Annotated in this window: 22 protein-coding genes, 2 tRNA genes, 1 pseudogene and 1 riboswitch; of the genes and pseudogenes, 9 read left to right on the forward strand and 16 right to left on the reverse strand. The window is 36.5% G+C overall.

The annotated features are described in order from the left end of the window. Nucleotides 1–12: 12 nt before the first annotated feature. Together ACMCNP_RS07460 and ACMCNP_RS07465 are read right to left on the reverse strand one after the other, a co-directional pair. A tRNA-Pro gene (locus ACMCNP_RS07460) sits at nt 13–88 on the reverse strand. 83 nt (nt 89–171) lie between these two features. Further along, a complete protein-coding gene (locus ACMCNP_RS07465; RefSeq protein ID WP_419315966.1) occupies nt 172–1,065 on the reverse strand; it encodes a protoglobin domain-containing protein in 894 nt (297 codons plus the stop codon). A gap of 371 nt (nt 1,066–1,436) precedes the next feature. After that, nucleotides 1,437–1,599, forward strand: a riboswitch (cobalamin riboswitch). Nucleotides 1,600–1,684: 85 nt separating this feature from the next. Here ACMCNP_RS07465 and ACMCNP_RS07470 point away from each other — a divergent pair. Beyond that, nucleotides 1,685–2,422: an ATP cone domain-containing protein gene (locus ACMCNP_RS07470; RefSeq protein WP_419315968.1), complete on the forward strand. Its 738-nt coding sequence runs from the start codon at nt 1,685–1,687 to the stop codon at nt 2,420–2,422. After that, nucleotides 2,412–3,313 (forward strand): annotated as a pseudogene (metE, locus tag ACMCNP_RS07475) (5-methyltetrahydropteroyltriglutamate--homocysteine S-methyltransferase). The gene ACMCNP_RS07470 and the pseudogene metE overlap by 11 nt, the downstream one beginning before the upstream one ends. Nucleotides 3,314–3,479: 166 nt before the next feature. On the opposite strand, the gene ACMCNP_RS07480 reads toward metE, so the two are convergent. The 3 genes from ACMCNP_RS07480 to ACMCNP_RS07490 all read right to left on the reverse strand — a co-directional run bounded on the left by ACMCNP_RS07480 (nt 3,480) and on the right by ACMCNP_RS07490 (nt 4,274). Beyond that, nucleotides 3,480–3,555 (reverse strand) — tRNA-Lys (locus ACMCNP_RS07480). A gap of 49 nt (nt 3,556–3,604) precedes the next feature. Beyond that, complete coding sequence (locus ACMCNP_RS07485; RefSeq protein WP_419315970.1) at nt 3,605–3,745, reverse strand: hypothetical protein; 141 nt, start codon at nt 3,743–3,745, stop codon at nt 3,605–3,607. 196 nt (nt 3,746–3,941) lie between these two features. Beyond that, complete coding sequence (locus ACMCNP_RS07490) at nt 3,942–4,274, reverse strand: rubredoxin-like domain-containing protein (RefSeq protein ID WP_419315972.1); 333 nt, start codon at nt 4,272–4,274, stop codon at nt 3,942–3,944. Between the two features lie 205 nt (nt 4,275–4,479). On the opposite strand from ACMCNP_RS07490, the gene ACMCNP_RS07495 reads away from it, so the two are divergent. From ACMCNP_RS07495 to ACMCNP_RS07505, 3 genes are all read left to right on the forward strand, one after another. Beyond that, a complete protein-coding gene (locus ACMCNP_RS07495) occupies nt 4,480–5,106 on the forward strand; it encodes a thiamine phosphate synthase (protein ID WP_419315974.1) in 627 nt (208 codons plus the stop codon). A 69-nt stretch (nt 5,107–5,175) separates the two neighbouring features. After that, nucleotides 5,176–6,474 (forward strand): phosphomethylpyrimidine synthase ThiC, encoded by a 1,299-nt coding sequence (thiC, locus tag ACMCNP_RS07500; protein WP_419315976.1) that lies wholly within the window; start codon nt 5,176–5,178, stop codon nt 6,472–6,474. A 30-nt stretch (nt 6,475–6,504) separates the two neighbouring features. Beyond that, nucleotides 6,505–7,446, forward strand: a complete 942-nt coding sequence (locus tag ACMCNP_RS07505) for a DUF815 domain-containing protein (RefSeq protein ID WP_419315978.1) — start codon at nt 6,505–6,507, stop codon at nt 7,444–7,446. A 25-nt stretch (nt 7,447–7,471) separates the two neighbouring features. Here ACMCNP_RS07505 and ACMCNP_RS07510 read toward each other — a convergent pair whose 3' ends face one another. After that, nucleotides 7,472–8,644, reverse strand: a complete 1,173-nt coding sequence (locus ACMCNP_RS07510) for an HD domain-containing phosphohydrolase (RefSeq protein ID WP_419315980.1) — start codon at nt 8,642–8,644, stop codon at nt 7,472–7,474. Nucleotides 8,645–9,180: 536 nt separating this feature from the next. Between ACMCNP_RS07510 and ACMCNP_RS07515 the strand changes: the two genes are divergently transcribed. Next, nucleotides 9,181–10,164 carry an ROK family protein gene (locus ACMCNP_RS07515; protein WP_419315982.1) on the forward strand — a complete coding sequence of 328 codons (984 nt, stop codon included), beginning with the start codon at nt 9,181–9,183 and terminating at the stop codon, nt 10,162–10,164. On the opposite strand, the gene dnaB is transcribed toward ACMCNP_RS07515, so the two are convergent. From dnaB to ACMCNP_RS07555, 8 genes are all read right to left on the reverse strand, one after another. Beyond that, a complete protein-coding gene (dnaB, locus tag ACMCNP_RS07520; RefSeq protein ID WP_419315984.1) occupies nt 10,155–11,528 on the reverse strand; it encodes a replicative DNA helicase in 1,374 nt (457 codons plus the stop codon). The two genes, ACMCNP_RS07515 and dnaB, sit on opposite strands and share 10 nt — an antisense overlap. A 16-nt stretch (nt 11,529–11,544) precedes the next feature. After that, nucleotides 11,545–11,991: a 50S ribosomal protein L9 gene (rplI, locus tag ACMCNP_RS07525; RefSeq protein ID WP_419315986.1), complete on the reverse strand. Its 447-nt coding sequence runs from the start codon at nt 11,989–11,991 to the stop codon at nt 11,545–11,547. 7 nt (nt 11,992–11,998) lie between these two features. Then, nucleotides 11,999–13,006: a DUF2232 domain-containing protein gene (locus ACMCNP_RS07530; protein WP_419315988.1), complete on the reverse strand. Its 1,008-nt coding sequence runs from the start codon at nt 13,004–13,006 to the stop codon at nt 11,999–12,001. Next, complete coding sequence (gene rpsR, locus ACMCNP_RS07535) at nt 13,006–13,284, reverse strand: 30S ribosomal protein S18 (protein WP_419315989.1); 279 nt, start codon at nt 13,282–13,284, stop codon at nt 13,006–13,008. Before rpsR ends, ACMCNP_RS07530 begins: the two co-directional genes overlap by 1 nt. Continuing rightward, nucleotides 13,277–13,678, reverse strand: a complete 402-nt coding sequence (gene rpsF / locus ACMCNP_RS07540) for a 30S ribosomal protein S6 (RefSeq protein WP_419315990.1) — start codon at nt 13,676–13,678, stop codon at nt 13,277–13,279. The genes rpsR and rpsF overlap by 8 nt, the downstream gene beginning before the upstream one ends. An 81-nt stretch (nt 13,679–13,759) precedes the next feature. Then, on the reverse strand, nt 13,760–15,211 hold the full coding sequence (locus tag ACMCNP_RS07545) for a B12-binding domain-containing radical SAM protein (protein ID WP_419315992.1): 1,452 nt from the start codon (nt 15,209–15,211) through the stop codon (nt 13,760–13,762). A 161-nt stretch (nt 15,212–15,372) separates the two neighbouring features. Beyond that, nucleotides 15,373–15,975, reverse strand: a complete 603-nt coding sequence (locus ACMCNP_RS07550; protein ID WP_419315994.1) for a DivIVA domain-containing protein — start codon at nt 15,973–15,975, stop codon at nt 15,373–15,375. Between the two features lie 60 nt (nt 15,976–16,035). Continuing rightward, the gene (locus ACMCNP_RS07555) at nt 16,036–16,341 is read right to left on the reverse strand and encodes a YggT family protein (protein ID WP_419315996.1); all 306 of its coding nucleotides are present in this window, start codon (nt 16,339–16,341) and stop codon (nt 16,036–16,038) included. 95 nt (nt 16,342–16,436) lie between these two features. Between ACMCNP_RS07555 and polX the strand changes: the two genes are divergently transcribed. Together polX and ACMCNP_RS07565 are read left to right on the forward strand one after the other, a co-directional pair. Continuing rightward, nucleotides 16,437–18,197: a DNA polymerase/3'-5' exonuclease PolX gene (gene polX / locus ACMCNP_RS07560; RefSeq protein WP_419315998.1), complete on the forward strand. Its 1,761-nt coding sequence runs from the start codon at nt 16,437–16,439 to the stop codon at nt 18,195–18,197. Nucleotides 18,198–18,251: 54 nt separating this feature from the next. After that, complete coding sequence (locus tag ACMCNP_RS07565) at nt 18,252–19,079, forward strand: hydroxymethylpyrimidine/phosphomethylpyrimidine kinase (protein WP_419316000.1); 828 nt, start codon at nt 18,252–18,254, stop codon at nt 19,077–19,079. Here the strand turns inward: ACMCNP_RS07565 and ACMCNP_RS07570 are convergent. Together ACMCNP_RS07570 and rd are read right to left on the reverse strand one after the other, a co-directional pair. Then, a complete protein-coding gene (locus tag ACMCNP_RS07570; RefSeq protein WP_419316002.1) occupies nt 19,076–19,738 on the reverse strand; it encodes a DsbA family protein in 663 nt (220 codons plus the stop codon). The genes ACMCNP_RS07565 and ACMCNP_RS07570 overlap by 4 nt on opposite strands. Nucleotides 19,739–19,778: 40 nt before the next feature. Beyond that, nucleotides 19,779–19,943 carry a rubredoxin gene (gene rd, locus ACMCNP_RS07575; RefSeq protein ID WP_419316259.1) on the reverse strand — a complete coding sequence of 55 codons (165 nt, stop codon included), beginning with the start codon at nt 19,941–19,943 and terminating at the stop codon, nt 19,779–19,781. A gap of 158 nt (nt 19,944–20,101) precedes the next feature. Between rd and ACMCNP_RS07580 the strand changes: the two genes are divergently transcribed. Beyond that, the gene (locus ACMCNP_RS07580; protein ID WP_419316004.1) at nt 20,102–22,093 is read left to right on the forward strand and encodes an arginine--tRNA ligase; all 1,992 of its coding nucleotides are present in this window, start codon (nt 20,102–20,104) and stop codon (nt 22,091–22,093) included. Nucleotides 22,094–22,148 lie beyond the last annotated feature (55 nt).

The following is a 22,148-nucleotide window of genomic DNA, read 5'->3' on the forward strand; positions in this document are numbered from 1 at the left end:
TGCGGTTTTAACTGGTCGGGATGACAGGATTTGAACCTGCGACCCCCTGCTCCCAAAGCAGGTGCGCTACCAACTGCGCCACATCCCGAAAAAATGACCGTAATCAATCCCTTTTATTAATTTTAGCAATAATTGATTATGTTGGCAATAGTTTTCTGCAAATTTTAAATTTTATGATTTTTCGCTTTTATTCATCAGCCAGTATACTATGCCTAGGACGAGGATAAGAAAGCCCAATATGACCACTTCCTCTGATTTTTTGGGAATCAGAGAAAAAATCAAAACTTTCCTTAGTAACGCCGCCATTGCAAGGCCTATAAAGGCGCTTAAAGCGAATTTATGTCCCCTTAGTTTTTTAACCTCTTCTTCCAACAATTCCCTTATTGCCCAAACTATCAGCATAACACCCAAGATATCCACTACGGTATTTTCAAACGGGACACCTCCGGAAGCAAATCTATAAACCTCAAATGCAAACAATAGAAATACCATAATTGTCGCTACTATGAGCGATATTACTAATGTAAGGTCTAATGCATAGGCAAATTTAGAAGTAAATTTAATGATTTTGGTTTCTAATCTCGTGGATGTAACGTATAATTTTCCTTCATCTATGTAAGAACTGATAATAATATCCAGATTCATGTCTATAATCTTATTTACCGATACAATAAGTTCATCTCTTTTGTTTGAAATTTGAAAATTTTCAAGAATAATGTCATGTATATAATTTCTTATATAATTCATTGTTGCACTGACATAATGAGAGGGTAATTTTATGTCTGCATGTGCCTTGCCGATTCTTTTAAGTTTTCGAAAATACACATTATTGTATGTTCCCGAAAAAAGATCCGTGAACCATTGTTTAAGTTCTTCCTGGTGCTTATCCATTATTTCTTCATTGGGGAGAAATTCACTGAAACCTTCGAAATTAGAAATAAAAGAATAAACATGGACGATAAAGTCATTTGTGCCGGATTTCATTAGGTTACTTAAATGCGATAAATTTGAAACGTCATTATCCATAAAAGAATAAATTAATTTTATTTTTTCAAGAGTTTCCATATTTAGGTGATGAGCCACACTGGGATTTAATCCACGAGTGCCCAATTAAAATCAGTATTATATTTGCTTTTACAAATATCCTTTGGAATCGACGTTTGCAAGCTCGCTGCGGTAATTTAAAAATTCAGCGTGTTCGTTGAATCTAATTATACCTTTTTTATCGTCATGGGAGCAATATATAAAAATCTTCATAAAAGGTCTAGTCTGAAGTTAAGATATTAAATATAAATTAAGGTGACAATATAATAGGTTTGTTTAATTTTTGCTTTTAGATTTATTATAGTTTTTTTAAGAAGACTGGTCTAATGGGTTGAAATTGGTGCGTATAATTTCTATAGGCAATTTTAGGCTTGACAAAAGAGAAAAAAATATTATAAATTAGCTTATCAGGTTCAAAGGAAGCCCGGTGAGAATCCGGCGCAGCCCCCGCTACTGTGATGCAGACGAACCCCAATTATGCCACTGGAATTTCCGGGAAGGCAGGGAAGTAGGATAAAGCTAAGCCAGAAGACTTATCTGATGATTTTTTTATGACGGGAGGTCAGTATTCATTTACCAATTCATAGTTAGTTTTCTATCTTGCCATAAAATATACTAATATTTTAAAGGATATCGCTTAATGTTTAAGCAGATAAAGAAAAGAGATGGGCGCATTGTCCCGTTTAATATTACAAAAATAACCGATGCCATAATTGCCGCCGGTGCTGTAACCGGTGAATTTGAAAGGGAAGAAGCTAAAAGGATTGCATTGCGTGTTGTTGGTCTTGCCCTGTCCACCATAAATTCGGTGCCAACCGTAGAGGAGATACAGGATATTGTTGAGGAGGTACTGATCGGTTCGCCCTGCAGGAAAACAGCAAAGTCATATATTATCTACAGGGATCAGCACAAAAAGATGAGGGAGATATCAAATATTGCCGATGTCATCGGAAAGACCAATATGATGGCAGGAACATCCTCTTCGCTGGAGTATGTTCCTGTAAGTATCAGGTATGAAGAAAATATGGATGGGGCGATAAAAAATCAACTCTCATTTGCGAAAGAAAAGATAGTCGAATTATCCATACTATCTGAAGCAATCAATAGTAACCCGGGCGACAAAGTGCTGCAAGATAAAATTATCGGATCGAAGATTGATTTTCAGGTCGACCGTAAAGTAAGAGAGAGATGTGGAAAAATAACGCAAGACATGCTGTTCAGAAAGTCCGGATATCCGATCAGGGCGGCAAAGCAGAGGGAAATGTTTTATTTTCCGTTACTTCCTGTCACAACAATAGGCTCTTTTCCACAAACAAAGGAGATTAGAAAAGCGAGGTCCGATTTCAAAAATAGTAGAATAGACAAAGATGCGTTATGAAAATTTTATAAAGGATGAGATCGGGCGCGTTATCGGTATTCAGCAGAAGATTGGACTGGATCTTTTTGTTCATGGTGAGCCTGAACGAAACGACATGGTGGAGTATTTTGCCGACAAATTAAACGGCTTCCTCGTAACACAAAATGGATGGGTCAGAAGCTATGGCACAAGATGTGTTAAGCCGCCTATTATTTATGCCGATGTATCAAGAAAATCTTATATGACAGTAAAATGGACTAAATATGCGCAATCGTTAAGCAAAAAACCCGTCAAGGGGATGCTTACCGGACCGAATACGATACTGCAATGGAGTTTTGTGCGCGATGATCAACCCTTAAGTCAAACTGTTGTTCAAATTGCACTGGCAATTCGCGATGAAGTATCTGATCTTGAAGAAGCAGGAATAAAGATAATTCAGGTCGATGAACCGGCGTTGCGGGAGGGCTTGCCGTTGAGAAAAAGCAGATGGAATGAGTATCTCAAATGGGCGATAGACAGTTTCAGGCTTGCCGCAAGGGGGTCGCGGACACGACCCAGATTCATACTCACATGTGCTACAGCGAATTTAACGATATCATTAAATCGATATATGAAATGGATGCTGATGTTATATCGATAGAGGCATCACGATCAAACATGGAATTATTAAAGGTATTCAAAAATTTCGAATATCCGAACGAGATATGTCCCGGCATTTACGACATTCACTCACCAAGAATACCAACCGTAGAGGAGATAATCGGTCTTATAACCAAAGCGCTTGCCGTTGTGCCCAAAGAACATTTGTGGATCAACCCCGATTGCGGACTTAAAACGCGGCGATGGTGCGAGGTTATACCGTCATTGAAAAATGTAGTGGCTGCAACTGAGCTTTGTAGGGATAAGTTATAAGATATTGTTCGCAACTCTCCCTGCATGTTACAACGAGAATCAGGCCTCAGAAGAGTCGGTAAACTATCGACGAGTTAGAAAAATGCCTTAAAATAACAACTTCATAATTTACGGATCCTAATCAAGAGAAAAGTTACCTGAAGTACTTATTTGCTGCGGTTTAAAGTGGTGAGCCGCGCGGGGGTCGAACCCGCGACCACCTGATTAAAAGTCAGGTGCTCTACCAGTTGAGCTAGCGGCTCTATTTTTATTTTACTAAAATTAACAGTGAATAGAGATGTTTATTGTTTTTTATAAAGGTAACAATGTAGTCAAATCCGGAAAAGAATAGTTAAGTCCGCTTGCGGCGAAAATCCCGAGTCCTACGACGGTTATGATGCCGAGTATTACGATAACCCACATTATACTATTAGAATGCATATTTTCATTCATTTTATCCCCTCCGTATCGGTAAGATCATTAAATTGGTATAAAACTTATTTTTTCTTATTTGCTTAAACATTAGATATACTACCAAAAAACTTTCTAAAAAGCAATATAATTGATTTGTAATTTATAATTAAAACATTGATATTTTCGATATCTCCCCGATAGAAAAGGGGAGAGTACCGAAAATATACGATTAGAATTAACCCCACTTTTGCTTACTTACGTGGACGGCTATTTCCGCTTTAGACATTTGTCTTATTTCCCATGCGGTTTTTTTGGCTTTCTGGAATACGTTAAGGCACCCCGGGTCTAAGTTGTCCTCTATTCCGGCATCGGCAAATTCTGATACCTTGGAAAGCAAATGCATTAAGTTTATGTGCAGTTGATTTGTTTTTCTGGAACGGTCGATTATTTGTTCTATATCGGCGGCAACGCGTTCAAACTTTTCCTTGGGCGCGCCGCACCTCGGACATATGTCCGGAGCACTATTCCCGTCATGAATATAACCACATACGGAACACTTCCATTTCATGATAAACCTCCGCAATTAAAGTTTAATTTAGCTATTATTTTTCAATTATATCATAAAAAAAAACAGATTGCAGTAAATTTTGGGTAATTGATATTAATTACTATCAGATTTGGGATACGATTAAATTGACAATATATAGATTAAATTATATAATATGCTATAAAAAGCGTGATAAAATAAAAAAGTTAATGCGAAGTAAATAAAATTGATAGATTTTAACATATATCTAATCGGCGATAAAAATATTTTCGACGATGAGAAGGGTTATCTTGAAGCGTTAGATAAATGTTTTGATAGCGGTATAGGTGCATTTCAATTAAGACAAAAAGACATAAGCGCTAAGGAGTTTTTTAAGTTAGGCGAAAAAATCAGGATAATATTAAAAAGATATCCCGATATTAAGCTTTTTGTCAACGACAGGGTAGATGTCGCATTAGCATTAGGGGCATACGGCGTACATTTAAACAAAAACAGTGTACCAATTAACGCCGTTAGGGAAAAAATTAAAGGCATTAAAATTTTTTATTCATCTCATTCTTCTGAAGAAGCAAAAAAAGCGGAGGAGGCCGGAGCTGATTTTATAACATTCAGTCCTATTTTTAAAACAAAAAATAATGGTTTCGAACAAGGAATCGATGTCTTTAAAAAAGTGCTAAAACTGCTTAGAATTCCTGTTTTTGCTCTCGGTGGTATAAACGAGAATAATTTGTTCGAAATTAAAGGCGTCGGAGGGCGCTATGTTGCCGTTCAATCAGGTATATTGAGAAATCGGGATATCGGCAGCGCCGTAAGGTCGTTTGCCAGCATTTTGACTCTTAACGACATAGATTAACGCGATAAGCGGAATGCTGCATATAACACTATAATAAATGAATAAAGAGGATGCTAAAGGAATAAATATATGAATCAAATAGAAGCGGCAAGAAATAATATAATAACCGAAGAGATGAAGTATTGCTCTGAGGTTGAAGGAGTCTCTCCCGAAAAAATTCGTTCCGATATAATGAACGGTTTTACCGTGATAATAAAAAACCGCTTGAGGAGTATTTCGCCCCTTGCCATAGGCAAGGACTTAAGAACGAAGGTCAACGCCAATATAGGTTCGTCCGGAGATAATTGCGACATTAAAGAAGAATTGGAAAAATTATTTACGGCGGTAAAAAGCGGCGCAGATGCGGTAATGGATCTCTCTACAGGCGGTAACATAATAGAATTTAGACGTGATATTGTTAAAAATTCAACTGTTTCTATCGGAACGGTTCCGCTGTACGAAGCGTTTCAACCGGCTATGGAGAATGGCGACGGAATAGCAAGTGCAGGCGATACCAGTTTCATAGACAGATTCGATCCGGAATATCTTTTTGAGGTTATAGAAAGGCAATGCGAAGAAGGCGTTGATTTTATTACCGTCCATTGCGGATTGACCTTAAGGGCCGTAAAAACGATGAATAAGCAGACGAGGATTATGGGCATAGTATCAAGGGGCGGGTCGTTAATAGCTTCATGGATGATAAGAAAAAATAGAGAAAATCCTCTTTATGAGAATTATGATAAGCTTTTGAGGATTGCAAAAAAAAACGACGTGGTGTTAAGTTTGGGTGATGGATTAAGACCCGGAAGCCTTGCGGATGCAACCGATAGGGCCCAGGTGTCGGAGCTGATAATTCTCGGCGAATTACAAAAAACAGCCCTTGAAGAAGGGGTTCAGGTGATGATAGAAGGCCCCGGACACGTTCCGTTAAGCCAGGTTGAAACTAATATAAAATTAGAAAAAAGCCTCTGCAACGGTGCTCCGTTTTATGTTTTGGGTCCATTGGTTACCGATATAGCCCCCGGCTACGATCATATTTCTAGTGCAATAGGAGGGGCGATAGCCGCCGGAGCCGGAGCAGATTTTCTTTGCTACGTTACTCCCGCCGAACACTTGAGGCTTCCGTCCGTGTCGGATGTAAAAGAAGGTGTCATTGCTTCTAAAATTGCGGCTCATGCCGGAGATATAGCCAAGGGTGTAAAGGGTGCGTTAGAAAGGGATATATTGATGAGCAAACATAGACGGTCTATGGACTGGGAAAAACAATACGATTGTTCCTTGGACCCGGAAAAAGCAAGACAGATGCGTGCCTCGCTTCCGCTTAAAGACGATAAGGTTTGTTCAATGTGTTCATCGTACTGTTCAATAAAGTTAAATGATTCTTTATAAATAAATAAGCAATAAATAACAGGGTAAAAAATGACCGAAGAATTATTTAAAGATGTTCGGAATATAAGTCGTATAGCTTCTGAAATTTACGACAAGTTTAAAGACATCGCTAAAGGCGATTCGACCGAGAAAAGCATTATAAAATATGACGCTGATTTTTTGAATAAATTTGGTTCTTTCAAGTTTTTTAAAATAAACGGCAGCTATATTTTAAAGCCCATATCCGGTTCCGCCGGCGATTTTGAAAAGAGTACCGGTTCGACATACTCATTATCCCTATCGGATTTTATCGGCATAGACGACGTAATAATGAGTGTTTTTAAAAATACAATGAAATTTGCCTCGGGTAAGTCCGCCAACAATGTTCTTTTATGGGGGGACAGAGGGACAGGTAAGTCTTCGCTCATAAGGGCTATGGCAAAATCTTTCGGTGAAGAACCCTACATAAATAAGATTAAATTTATAGATGTCGTTGAGGATACCGCAGAGCTTATTTATGAGTTAATTACGATTATTAAGGTTAAACCCTATAGATTTATTCTTATTTTCGATGACGTTGCATTTGATGCAGACTCTCTTTTTTATAAAAAGCTTAAGTCTATTCTTGACGGAGGGTTAGATGAACTTCCGGAGAATATCATTATTTACGCTACATCTAATAAGCGGCATCTTACCACTGAAAAGTTCTCCGGAGAAGGACTTGATTTTGAATCTAAGCTTATACATCCGGAAGAAGAGGCGGAAGAAGGCCTTTCTTTGAGCGATAGGTTTGGTTTAACATACGGTTTGTATAACTTTGATCAGGAGACATACCTTAAAATGGTCGAATTATATTTAAAAAAATATGACATAAAAGTACCTTCGATAGATATGAATAGTATCAGAAAAAATGCGATAAGCTATGCCTCTATCAAGGGTTCGAGGTCAGGCAGAACGGCAAAGCAATATGCCGTGAGTCTTATTAAAGATTAAGTATTAGAAAGATTTTACGCAGAGACTAACGATTGATGTTTTTTATCTGTATTATTTCATCCAAGCCCTTCATGAAAGCGTTAAAGCAATCAGGATCAAATGCGCGTCCCGGCCCCATTTCATTTTTCATAATTTCGATTGTTTTGTCAAGCGGATATGCTTGTTTATATATCCTTTTGCTTATCAATGCGTCGAATACGTCTGCTATTTTACAGATACTACCGTTCAGGGGAATTTTTTTGCCCTTTAATCCGTCGGGGTAGCCGCTGCCGTCAAAGTTTTCGTGATGCGATAATGCGATGATAGCCCCTTCTCTAAGGATAGAAGATTCGGAATCTTTTAAAATTTCATAACCGATAATCGAATGGGATTTCATGATTTTAAATTCTTCCTTAGTCAGTTTTCCGGGTTTTAGCAGTATTTTGTCCGGTATGCCGACTTTCCCTACGTCGTGCATAGGGGCGGCATTTAGTATATTTTCCTGTTCTATTTCATTCATTCCCAATTTTTTTGAGATAATTTTGGCAAAAGTGGACATTCTTAAAATATGATTGCCGGTATCCTCATCTCTATATTCCGCAAGGGTAATAAGCCTGTTAAAAGAATCCCGCTCCATTTTATAAGTATCGTCGATAGATTTTTGATAATATGCTTCAATCACAAGGGCAATGTCTATTGAGATTATTTTTTGAACGGAATACAGTATAGATATCGATTCTTCATCGGTTAAATCGTTTTTTTTGCAGCAGGTCATTACGGCCGACGCGATTAATGTATTATAATAGCCGTAAGAGCCGATGTAAATAACCGTGGAAATTTTATATATATAATGCACAAAACCCACAATAATCCGGTTTTTAAAATATTTTTCATCGTAGGTTAGGTTAAATAAAGATTTTATGTAATTCGTATGGGCTAATATGAGATTATTCAAGATACCCGGTTTAGATGAAATTATTTTTTTTGTTTCATCTATCGTCATCAGATAGTCACAAAAATCAGAGGCAACCGTAGGCGCTAATTTCTCCATGCATTTCTTTATTTTTGCAAGATTGTTTTTATCGGTTTCACTATATTTTGTTAAGGTATGCAGGAGATTTATGTTGTCTTTGGAAAAAAGCTTATATATGTTCCTGACGCCGGTTTCGGAGATCTTATTATTTTGTAATATATAATCTAAACTATCTATTACATCCATTGTTTCGCCGTCCAAATTGCTTTGTTTTTTTAATTAAATATAAGATATCATATATATATTATATTAACAACAAGCAATTTCACAAAATGTTCTTTTCCAATATTATTGTATTTGCTAAGGGAGCAAAAGTCAATTTGAACTCATCGGTGTTTTTTAACATGCGCCAATCTGTTAAAGTATCATGGTTGTTTGTTTTTTCTGCATAAAGACATAACAAATATTATGTTGGCAGGAGCAGGGCTCATTTTTTGTGTCATCACAAGGGTATTTAAACATCATACTTCATCGACTCCCTGTAGCAATATATATGTCGGTTTCTTAAATTTAATGCCGATAATGCATTTTTTTCAATGATCCTATATTTTATTTTTCATAATCTCTTGATTTTTTATGTAAATGTGACATAATCAATAAGGAGTCAATGTGTTAAAGGCATATAAATATATATACCCTACAAAAACATAAATATAACTTATCTAAGAACACTTAGGTTTAAGAAAGGTATTAAAATAAAATAATTTAAAATAGTGAATTTTATGAATAAATATGATAAACATATCATCGGCATGGATATCGGAGGGACAAATTTAAGATTTGGAGTAATGAGCGAAGACGGGGTTATAAAAAACAGCAGGTCCTTTCCCTTAAATAAGTATGACGAAGATAATATGAGCAGGCAGGTAGATTTTATAACTCAACAAGCAAAGAGGTTCTTGGAAGACGTTAAAATTTACGGAGCAGAAGCCGCAGGTGTAGGTATTGCAGGACAGATAGACCACAAAACCGGCAATATTTTATTTTCTCCCAATTTAAATTGGCGCAATGTTCCTTTAAAAAAAATACTCGAGAAAGAAACCGGGCTAAGGGTCAATGTGGCAAATGATTTGACGGCGATTACTTACGGAGAATGGAAGTTTGGTGCCGGAAGAGGGGAGAACGATCTCGTCTGTATTTTTGTCGGGACAGGAATAGGTTCCGGAATAGTTATAAACGGTTCGTTATATGTAGGCTGTTCTAACGTAGCGGGTGAAATAGGGCACATCACGGTTGTTTCCGGCGGCAGGAAGTGTACATGTGGAAACTCCGGTTGTTTAGAAGCATATGCGGGCGGATGGGGTATTGCCGAGATAATAAAAGAAAGGGCGCTGCAGGATAGTGTTGGTTTTAAGGACATAATACGTATAGCCGGCGGAATAGATAATATTTCGGCAGAAACCCTTGCCGACGCATATCGCGAAAGAGACGGTAATGCCGTTAAATTAGTCGAAGAAATCGGCAGATATCTGTCCGATGGCGTGATAACTTCGGTTAATTTCATTAATCCCTGCGCCATAGTGATGGGCGGCGGAGTGATAGACGGAATCCCCGATTTGCTTGATATAGTCAATGAAGAAGTCCATAGAAGGGCACTCAAAGCCTCGGTTTCTAATATTAAAATATTAAAGGCGGGATTAGGAAAAGATTCCGGTATTATAGGCGCAGCAGGTTTGGCAGCGATGTATTTCAAGACTCATATATAGCTTTCGTCGTCCTCGAATGCAAGATTTTCAAAAGACGTGTATTGAGCAATATAGGAAAGTTTTACGATACCAGTAGGTCCGTTTCTTTGTTTGCCTATTATTAATTCGGCTACTCCCTTGCTTTCCGTGTCCTTCTTGTAAACCTCTTCCCTGTAAACGAACATAATCAAATCGGCATCCTGTTCTATGGCTCCGGATTCCCTTAAATCTGCGAGTTGAGGTCTTTTGTCTGACCTTGATTCCACCATTCTATTTAATTGGGAAAGGGCTATTATCGGAATATTGAGCTCTTTTGCAAGTCCTTTCAACGAACGGGATATTTCGGCTATAGCCTGTTCTCTTGATTCAATATTGCGGGAGGTTTTCATAAGTTGAAGATAGTCTACTATTACTATCCCCACCCCTTTCTCCCTTTTTAATCTGCGTGTTTTTGCCCTCAATTCGGTTATTGTAATTCCGGCGCTGTCATCGATATAAATCGGAATATCCTCAAGAATAGCAAGTGCCGTATGAATATTTTCTATATCGGGATCATGTATCTTGCCTTTTCGCAGTGTCGACGAGTCTATTTTTGCAGTCATGGCTAAAAGTCTTGTTGCAAGCTGTTCCTTAGACATTTCAAGCGAGAAAAATGCTACCGGTATTTTTTTTACCGCGATGTTTTTTGCTATGCACAGTGATAGTGCGGTTTTTCCCATGGATGGTCTCCCCGCTATAATAACAAGGTCAGAAGGTTGAAAACCGTTGGTGTATTCGTCTAAGTAGTTAAAACCACTGTGAATACCGGTAAAGATTTCGTCTTCGTGTTTTTTTGAGGTAAGCTTCTTAAAGTAATCTAATAATAACGGATAAACATCTACGTAATTTTTAGGCGCATCCTTCTCGGTAACATCGAAAATAGTTCTTTCAGTAAAATCTACTATATCTTCAATGTCGTCGCGTTGTTCATAGCACTTTTGCCTGATTTTGTTAGATGCATGTATGAGGTTTCTTAGTGTACATTTTTCTTTGACGATTTTGGAATATTGCTCAACGTTGAAAAGTCCTTCCGGCATCTCAAAGAGCGATGTAATGTAAGTTTTAAAATCAAAATCTTTAGACTGGTCTTTTTCTAAACCGGATAAAATAGTAATAACGTCTATGGGTTCGTCTTTTTCGCTTAACTTACTAATTACATTAAATATCTTTGCATTTATACTGTCATAGAAATCCTCCGCCTCAATAATTCCCAATACGGAATTAACCTGAGAGTTATCCACTAATATTGACGAAAGCAATGCCTTTTCCGCTTCGATAGAATTTGGCGGAACCATGCCTGCAATATTATCGCCCGAAGTTCCCTTTTTATCTCTGTTATTATTCATAAAGAATATTTCGGCCTTAAACTTCCGGTACTGCCTGAACTTTTATCTCCGCCACTATATCCTTGGAAAGTTTTATTTTGACGGTTTGCACTCCAAGTTCTTTTATTGGATTATCAAGGTCTATTAGCTTGCGTTCAATATTGAAGCCCGATTCTTTAAGTTTATTTTCGATATCCATAGAGGTTATGCTGCCGAATATTCTATCGTTTTCGCCGACCTTCACAGGGATTATGATTTCTGTTTTTTCCAGATTATTCTTAATTTTCGTAAAATGCTCGGCTATTTTTTCTTTCTTTTTATCTATGAGTTTTTTTTCATGTTCGACCATTTTAAGGTTAGAGTTTGTTGCCAGTATGGCAAGCCTTTTAGTCAGTAGAAAATTTCTTCCGTAACCGTCGGCAACATTAACCGTTTCCCCCATAGAACCCAAATTTTGGACGTCTTCTTTAAGTATGACTTTCATATACGGATTATACCTCCCTTTCTTTATTTATTGTTGTTTTTATTGTTCTAAAATTAAACCACATATCGAATATCCCAGCGATGACGACAAAAATCATAATCGGATTGGCAAAAATAAAAATTATTCCGTAAACTAATATTTTTAAAAAGATGTTTAGACTAAATTTATTTAAAAAGAACGATATTATCGTTAACCCCTGAATCAGATAAACGGAAGAGGATAATAAAATTATATTATAGCCTATAAACTTATATATGCCAATCGAAAAAATAGATATTATTATTCCTACGATAAGAAATAGGATAAAATAATCGGAGGTTTTCCAAAGAGACAGATTTTCTTCCTTTTTAAAAAAGAGTATTTTGTCCCTTTTCAAAAATTTCTTTAATATAGTATGGCTTATCCAGAGTCCTACCCATGAAAATGTTATAATTAAGGAAGGCAGGAGGAAAAATATAATCTTAAATAATTTTGAAATTAAATGCCGCATTTTTAACGTAGTAAGATAGTGCACACCCATCTCATTGTAAGTGCTTATCAATTTTTTAGTCATATTGCCGGAAAAATAATTTAAAGACGCAGTGATATCTATTTTATTGATATACAAATATAATGCAACAAACGTAAATATCAGAAAAAACATTACCGATACCGGGTAATAGATGGACATCACCAGCCCCCGTCCCTTTGAGATGAAATAAGAAAACAGGTAAGGGATAGCGATGAAAACAGAAAGCTGAATTAATATAAGCAGAATAGCAGAATGTCCGAGATCGTGGCTCTGACCGCCAAGAGTCGTAAACATGACGGCAATGGCAACGAATACGACTATAAATATCGGAACGATAGATAAATATCCTATAATAGAAAAGAGAAGTATTAAGATTATGCTACAGTATACATACATAAAGGGATTTATAAATGAATATATCCCAAGACTTACCGAATTTACAATGAATAAAAACAACAAAAACAGCAGCAACAAACTAAAAACTGCACTTTTTAATTTAAGCATCAAATGTTAACGGACGTGTAAGGTATTATGGAAACAATTCTCGAAATTTTTATTGCCCGCGATATCCTTTTTTGATGGTAAGCACAGTTGCCGGTAATTCTTCTCGGCATTATTTTGCCTCTTTCCGTTATGAAATTACGCATAAGCTTAAAATCTTTATAGTCTATTTTTAATTTTCCGTCGGAGCAAAATCTACATATCTTTTTCCTTGAATATGCCCTGCGAATAAAACCGGGCCTGGCGGATTTTGTTGTTCTTTTATGTTGATAATTATTCATTTACGACGCTCTCCTCTTTGTTTTCCTCTTTCTCTTTGTTTTTCTCTTTCTTCTTAGGTTTAGTGCTTTTTATTAATACTACCGTTTGAAACCTCATACAGTCATCCGCAATTTTAAGATTTCTTTCAAGTTCCTGAATAAAAGAACCATTGGCTTCAAAATGTACTATTATAAACCTTCCCTTATTAAATTTTTTAATATCATAAGAAAGTTTTTTTGTACCCCAGTCTTCGAAATCTAAAAATTCGGCATTATTCTTGGACATTATACCCTTTATTTTATCAAGAAATTGATTAAACTTATTTTCGTCGATATCCGGATTAAGAATAATCAATATCTCGTATTTTTTAGGAAATATATGTCTAATTTCTTCTAAAAAAACTTTTTTAGCCAATTATACGACCCTCCCGTAGTTACGCTAATATTTTAAAATCATTATTATAATATTTGAAAGATAAATTTGCAATAAAAATTTTTAGGTTTTACTCTCCATGACCAAAGAATTTACATAGGTCTCGGATAAAGAATCTATATATGTCTTGGGTGTGGAGATACATTTCATAACTTTTTTAAGCTTAAACATGTGATTTAACGACATCTTTCCGGATAGTATATATTTCATTACGAATAAGATATCGCCCGTTCTTAAATTAAGGCTTTTATAGGATATTTTATAGAGATTCGAAAATTCCTTAAAAAAATCGTTTTTAGGCAAAAAGGTTTTCATAACCGGATGAAATAAGTCGTAATAAGTATAATTCTTAATAGTTAATTTTTCTTTTAATTCTTCGTATAGCTTTGTTCCGGGAAGCGGTGTTAATACGGAAAAAGCAGGTACGCTGATTTTAAGCCTCGTTACGAAATCTATAAGCTTTTTAAAATCCAATTTAGTAAAGTCCGGAGATACTATAAAAGAAGCGGTAACGGCAATATTGTATTTCTTCGCGATATAATAAGCCTTCTCGTTATTAGAAGAAGAGTTGTTTTTATTGATGCTGTTTAGCTTGCTATCGTCTACACTTTCGAATCCTATAAAAATATTAGATAGCCCGAGCTCCTTCCACTGTGAGATAATCTCCGGATGCTTAACGATAGTATCGCTTCTGGCCTGAATAGTATACAGTTTATGTATCCTTTCTTTTTTTAAAAGTTCGCCTATTTTCTTTACTCTTCTGACGTCGCTGAAAAAATTATCGTCTACGACAAACACGTAATCTTCCTTTATTTCTTTAAGCTCGGCTACGACCCTTTCCGGAGACTTTGACCTGTAAGAGCCTCCGTAGAAATTCCAAACGCTGCAAAAACTGCATTTAAACGGACAACCCCTTGCCGTTTCAAGACATGCAATAGAGGTTCTTATGCCGAGAAAATATTTTTTTCTGTATTCTTTAGTAAGATGCCTCGCAAAGAAAGGAAGGTCGTTTATATTCTTAAGCATACCGCGAGCAGGAGTTTTTATCTGATGACCGTTTTCATTATATATGATTCCGTTCACCTTGGATAGCGAAGTGCCGGATAAAAAAGAGTTAATGAGTTCCCTTGCGGTATTTTCCCCCTCTCCCACGATTACTGCATCTATTTCTTTAATGTTAAAATCTACCGGATAAACGGAGACATGGTGTCCGCCCACGAAGACATAACGCACGCCATATTCATTTTTCACCCTTTTAACAAGCTCTATGGTTCTGTACACGTCGGGGGTGAAAGAGCATGAGAAGCCTATAGCGTCCGGTTTGAATTCTTCTATTGCATCATATAAATATTTATCGGGATCGTAGTTTATGGCTCTTAAATCTATTATCTGGACTCTGTGTTCGTCCATAAGAAGACCCCCGGCTATCGCTTCGAGCCCCGTTGGTTCTATTAGAGAGACGTTGCTTAGCCCTATGGTACTTTTGTTATTAGGTTGAACTAGCAAAATATTCATCTTTGCCTCCTTATGCCATACCTTATATTTTATATCTATCTCTATTTTATATATATACCATAAAAAAATAAAATAGCCAAATTATTATTGCAGAATTGTAAAAAATTGTCGGCAGAAAATTTTATTTGATTCTTTTCGGCTAAAACGTGAACTCATTTGTATCACAAAAATTCCTCTAATTCTTCATTTTTGAGTGCATCATAGGCGGTTTTATCGTCCGGTTCCGAACTTTTATCCATTGGTTTGCCATGCAGGGGTTTATTGTTATCTGTTGTATCCAGCTTAACCTGTTCGAGGACAACCGAAACCTCCGTATTTTTTGCTATTTCCTGATTTATCAAATCCATATTTGTAGAAAGAAGATTTTTTATAGAATCCATTATAATAAGTCTTTTATTTAACAGGTCGTTGATATGATTTGCTATCTCTATATATTTTCGGTTTGCATTGTTTACTATTTTTTCCGATTCTGCAATCGCCGATTTTCTTATAGCTTCCGCTTCTGCGATTGCGGCTTTTTTTATATCGCCGGAAACGGATTGGACCATAAGAATAGCCTCGCTTATAGCTTTGTCTTTCTCTTTGTAACTGGCAATTTCTTGGTTCTTTTTAACGAGTTCTTCTTTTAAGTCGTAATATTCGCCGTAAAGTTTTTCAAGGTCATCCGATACTATTTCTAAAAAATTTTCTACTTCGGTTACGTCGTATCCTTTTATTTTTTTAGAAAACTTTTGAGATTTTATGTCTATCGGGGAAAATTCCATGGTTTTCCTCTCTATCTTTGACTATTATTTTTTATTAAAATTGCCATATCTTGTCAGCCGTTACCTGATTATAAGAGGCAAAATATAATCGAATTCTATATAATTTAGCATAAATTGAATAATTAATATTATTAGGATGACTATGACAGGAGAAAAATCAAAAGCAAAGCTCGTCCCGAGCGGCAATATGAGTCTAATCTTGTTAAGGACCGGTTCGGTAATATCGTTTATGAGTCGGACAATCTGATTGTACGGGTCGGGATTTACCCATGAAAGCAAGGCTTTTATGATAATTATCCACATGTATACCGTAAGAATAGTGCTTAAAATATCGAAAAAATATCTGACAAAACTAAATAGAAGCATCGTTTTTTAATGTTAAATATTATATTAATTATACCCTTTATACCTTCATTTGTTATATAATATAACATAACCCTAAAAGAATATGCAAAATAATTATGACGAATATTGAAATTGCCGGAATTTTTGAAAAAATAGCGGATATTCTTGAAATAAAAAATGAAAATCCATTTAAAATACGCGCTTATTTAAATGCTTCCGGAATTATAAGCCGCATGAGTGAAAACTTGACGGATATCATAGGCGGCGGGCAGACAGATATTCAAGGCATAGGCAAAGACCTCTTTTCTAAAATAAAAGAAATTGTAAATACGGGGCATCTTGCTTATTACGATGAACTCGCAGACTCCATCCCTTCTGGAATACTTGAATTAGTCAGATTGCACGGATTAGGACCAAGGAAGGCTAATTTTTTATACGAAAATTTAAATATAAAAAGTATAGATAATCTACGTAATGCTATTGATGCGGGTAAACTTTACAACGTTCGCGGCTTTGGAGAAAAAACGATAGAAAACCTAAGAAAATCTATAGAAGAATATATGGTTTTTCGGCAGCGTTTTTTATATCCCGTTGCCGCCGAGCAGGCATTGTTGTTAGAGGCTTATCTGCAAAATACGGATATAAAGGGAGATATTGCCATAGCCGGCTCCTTAAGAAGAAAGACGGAGACCATAGGGGATATAAACATTGTAGTTGCCGTTAAGGATAAGAACAAAAAAAAATTTAAGGAATGGTTTTTGAATTACGGCGAAATTCTTAGGGTCGAATTTGTCGGGGAGACCAGAATAAGCCTTGTTTTAAAGAGCGGGATTAATGTAAGCTTACATATAGTTTCGGATGACAATTTCGTTTGCGCACTGCAACACTTCACCGGCTCTAAGCTGCATAACGAAGAATTAAGAATGACGGTAAGAAAATGCGGTTACGATATAAACGAACATGGAATATTTACGAACAAAGAAACGGCAGGCGGTAAGGATAGAATTAGGGTCAATAACGAATCCGAATTTTACGGCCTATTTGCGATGCAGTATATTCCTCCGGAATTAAGAGAGGGTGTCGGGGAAATAACTGCGGCGTTAAACAGGGATATACCCGATATGGTAGAGGAAAAAGATCTAAAGGGAGTTTTTCATATTCATACTACTTATACGGACGGAAAAGACAGCCTTGAGGTGATAGTTGAAGCCTGTATAAGAGAGGGTTATTCATATGCCGGCATTTCCGACCACTCGGTTTCGGCGTATTATGCAAATGGGCTTTCAGCTTCCGAACTGGAATCCCAAATTGAATATATCGATAGATTAAATAAAAAATACAAGGGCAGGGTTAAAATATTTAAAGGTATAGAATCGGATATTTTGTCCGACGGGAGCCTTGATTATAATGATAAGACGTTGTCTATGCTTGACTTCGTGATAGCTTCCGTTCATTCTAAATTTAATATGTCGGAAAGCATGATGACCGAAAGGATTATAAAAGCCATTAAAAATCCGTATACCACTATGATAGGGCACCTTACCGGCAGGCTTCTTTTAGAAAGAAACGGTTATCCCATAAATGTTTCAAAAATATTAGATTATGCTTCCGAGTATAAAACCATTATTGAACTCAACGCAAGACCGAAAAGGTTAGATATAGACTGGAGATACATAAAGGAAGCAATAGGTAAAGGGGTACTGCTTTCAATAAATCCGGATGCCCATGACGCATCATCTGTCAACTTAGTCAACTATGGCATAAATACCGCCAGAAAGGGGTGGGCAGAAAAGACGGATATTTTAAACACAAGAGATGCTTCGGTGGTGGCGAATATCTTAACGTCGATAAGGGATCACAAAAAGAAGCTAAAATGAACCGCCCGATGTAGAGGCATTGAATGCGGTTATGATTGATATTGCGATAAAATTATGGCGAGTATTAAGACTGTAAAAGCTCTATCCGTTGCCGGATTCGACGGCTCCGGAGGGGCAGGGATAACGTCCGACGCCAAAATATTTTCAAGATTTAAAATTTTTGGTTTATCGGCGATAACGGTTATGACGGCACAGAATCCGGACAATATTTATTTAGCTGAGCCGGTTTCGGATGCCTTTTTTTTATCGGAACTTAATGCCATATTCGATTACTTTGTTATAGACGTCGTAAAAATAGGATTGATATTTAATGAACGCCAGGGTCTGATTTTAAGCAAATTTCTGAATAAATATAAGCCTAAAACGATTATTGTAGACCCCGTTTATATTTCCACTTCTAATAAAGTTTTGACGGGGGAAAGTGCTTACCCCGATTTTCTTATGCCGCTTTTTAGATATGCAACGGTTATTACCCCTAATATATGCGAAGCAGAACTTATTGCTGGTATGGATATTAAAGATATTGAAGGAATGAAGACAGCGGCAAGGGTTATTAGAAAAAAAATACCGGAAATTGAAAATATAATAATAAAGGGTTCGCATCTTTCGAAAAAATCCGACCGGAATAAAATATTCGATATTGTATTAAATTCAAAAAATGAGTTTTTTATATGTTCAGGCAACAGATTGGAACTAAAAAAAGAAATCCATGGGACTGGTTGTGCTTTTTCAGCATGTCTTGCTTCGCAACTTGCAAACGGGGTCGAAATAAAGGAAGCGCTTAACTATACCGAAAAATTCGTGAATAAAATTATACGAGAACTTTCAAAAATACCGGATAATGATTCTGAAAAGGATATTTATATTACCGGAAATATTTAGTTTGAAGCACCCGACAATATTTTATTTAAAGAAGTAAACGGTATATAGCCTGTTACCTTTTTGTAAAGCGTAAGTCCTTTATATATGAAAAGAGTAGGAGTTCCCTCTACTTCGGCGTTTATTCCTGAAGTCATATCAGTATGAATAAGTTTTTTGGCTATTCCGCTTTTGACGCAAGCTTCCTCTTTTTTAAGATTTACCATGTTACCGGCTTTAGTTTTGAAGAAGTAATATAAGTCTCCTATTTCACTCCATTTACTTTGATCTTTATATAAAAGCCCTCTTATTTGCATATAGTTAGATTTCCCCTGAAAAGCGGCACAGTCGGCATATTCGGCACTTTTAAAGGCATACTTATGAATTCGAGTTAACGGAAAATCTCGAAACTGCAATAAAACTTTTTGGGTCTTCACATAGTCCGACATAATATAAGGAAGGTCGTTTTCCTCAAATTTTCTACACCAAGAGCATTGAAAATCCGTATATATCACTATAGTAACGTTTGCGTTCGGATTGCCTATCTGCCGATTATTATTTACCTTAGCGGCAAAACTACCGTAAGAAAATGCATAAACTTTAGGAGTGACATAAAAAACGGCTATAATCAATAAGATAATAGAAATAAATGCAACCAGTATATTTTTTTTCAATGGCTTCATGAAGCTAAATTATCATATTATATTATTAAAGTCAACCCGCTTATCCCGTAAAATGATTAAAATGCGTTTTGTCGGCGCCACATATGGGACATACCCAGTCATCCGGCAATCTGTCAAAAGGCGTCCCGGGTTCTATTCCCCCTTCGGAATCTCCAACTTCTGGGTCGTAAATATAACCGCAAACATCACATTGATATTTCGGCAAAGCAAGCTCTTCAGCTGTTGACATTAGGCGTCTCCTTAATATTAAATCAACCATTAATATAATTATTTATTTTGAAACTCTCTTATTTTCCATTATACCAAATTTATTATTTTTTTAAAGTCTTTTAATTGACATAATTATAGGTTATCATAAATAATATGGATATATTTAAACGCAGTCTTATTTTATTTATTCAAAAAATTGTTAAAGAAAAGAATAACACGGCGGTATCCGAAAAAGAAGCCGCAAGGCTTATAAAAAATTCTCCTGACAACTCTTTCGGTGATTATTCTATAGCTTCTTATTATTTTGGAAAATATGATTTCAAGGGAATCCCAGTAAATATTGCGAAAGAAATTTTCCGCATGGCATTGACAAGTTTTGACAAGGCGAAAGACGCAGCCTTATTTGATAAAATAGAAATGAAGGACGCATATGTAAATTTTTTCGTCAATAAAAAAAAGTTTGCTTATCTTACCATAAAAGACGTTCTTTCCGCAGGAACGGATTATGGTAGAGAGCATCAGGAAAAACCGCTTAAAGTAGTAATAGATTTTTCTTCTCCCAACATAGCTAAACCTTTCGGAGTAGGGCATTTAAGGTCAACGGTAATCGGAATGAGTTTATCTAATATTTATGAATTCTGTGGTCATAGTGTCGTAAAAGTAAATTATTTAGGGGATTTCGGTACGCAATTCGGTAAACTTATAACCGCTTTTTGTCGTTATGACGTAGATTTCTCCGAATTTAATAAAGACCCTATAAATGTTCTATACGGTCTTTATGTCAGAATCCATAAAGACGAACAGATCGATGAAACCCTTGAGAAAGAAGCGAAAAGGAGATTTAAGACTCTTGAGAATTTTATGTCGCGAAACAGGCGCAGTATCGAAGAGTATTTACGTATTCCCGGCAACACTAAAAATAGCGTAGATGACGGATGGAAAGGAATAGAGATATCCGAAAAAAATAAGGGCGGTTTTTGCGAAACAGAATCCGGTCAGTATAATTTATGGAAATTATTCAGGGGATTGAGCATAGATGAATTTAAGCGAATTTATAAATCAATAGGCATAGAGTTCGATGTTTACGAGGGGGAGGCTCAGAGCGCGGAATTTGCAAACGAAACCACGGAAATCTTGCTTAAAAGCGGTATCGCCTCTATAAGCGAGGGTGCCGTAATAATTCGGGTAAAAGGGGTAAAAGCCCCCGCTCTAATTGCAAAAAGCGACGGAACATCTCTTTACCTTTCAAGGGATATCGTTACCGCTGTGACGAGAATGGCAAAATATTCCTACGATAAGATGATTTACGTGGTCGGTTCGGAGCAGTCGCTGCACTTTAGCCAGCTTTCCGGCATATTTCGCATATTGAAAGATAATGCCGATAAAATATCCGAAAATCCGATTTTTAAAAGCTATGCCTCTTTAATAGATGGCAGGATTGTCCATGTTAAATTTGGCAGAATCATAGGCATGTCCACAAGAAAGGGTAATCTCGTGTTTTTAAACGATTATATAGAAGAGGCAAGTCTTAAGGCAAAAGAAAAACTTGAAGACGGTTTTGCGTTAAGGGAAGCGAGCGGCAATGCCGGCATCAATCCGGAGGAGACGGAATCCGTAGCTTTAAAAATAGGCATAGGGGCGGTTATGTTTAACGATTTAAAGACAAGGCGAACTACCGACGTAAGCTTTAACTGGGACAATGTCCTGTCTTTTGAGGGACAGACGGGTCCTTATCTTCAATATACCATATCAAGAATAAATAGCCTTATGCTTAGATTGAGTCCCGATACGGTTAAGAAGGAACGGGGTTTCGGATCGTTGAATATGTATAACCAGGCTAATTTCGACGGGATTTTTAACATTTCGGAAGAAGATGCAGATTTTAATGATATATTTTTAATAATAAAACAGATCTCATACTTTAAGGATGCTGTTGATGAGGCGCTCAATCAAAACGAGCCGTCCGTCATAAGCTCTTATGCTTTAGAATTATCGGCCCTTTTTAATAAATATTATCAAAATTATAGGCTCCTGGGGAAGGAATGCGATTATATAAAGCCTCGTCTTTATATAATATATGCGATGAAGATAGTTTTGATGCAGGTCTTAAGGCTATTGTGCATACCCGTTATTGAAAGAATGTAAAATAATAACACTAAAAATACAGCCGGCATGCAAAGAGTCGTCGGTGTGAGCAGTG

It is taken from the genome of Candidatus Acidulodesulfobacterium sp. H_13 (genome assembly GCF_048541835.1).
Classification (GTDB): domain Bacteria; phylum SZUA-79; class SZUA-79; order Acidulodesulfobacterales; family Acidulodesulfobacteraceae; genus QIJE01.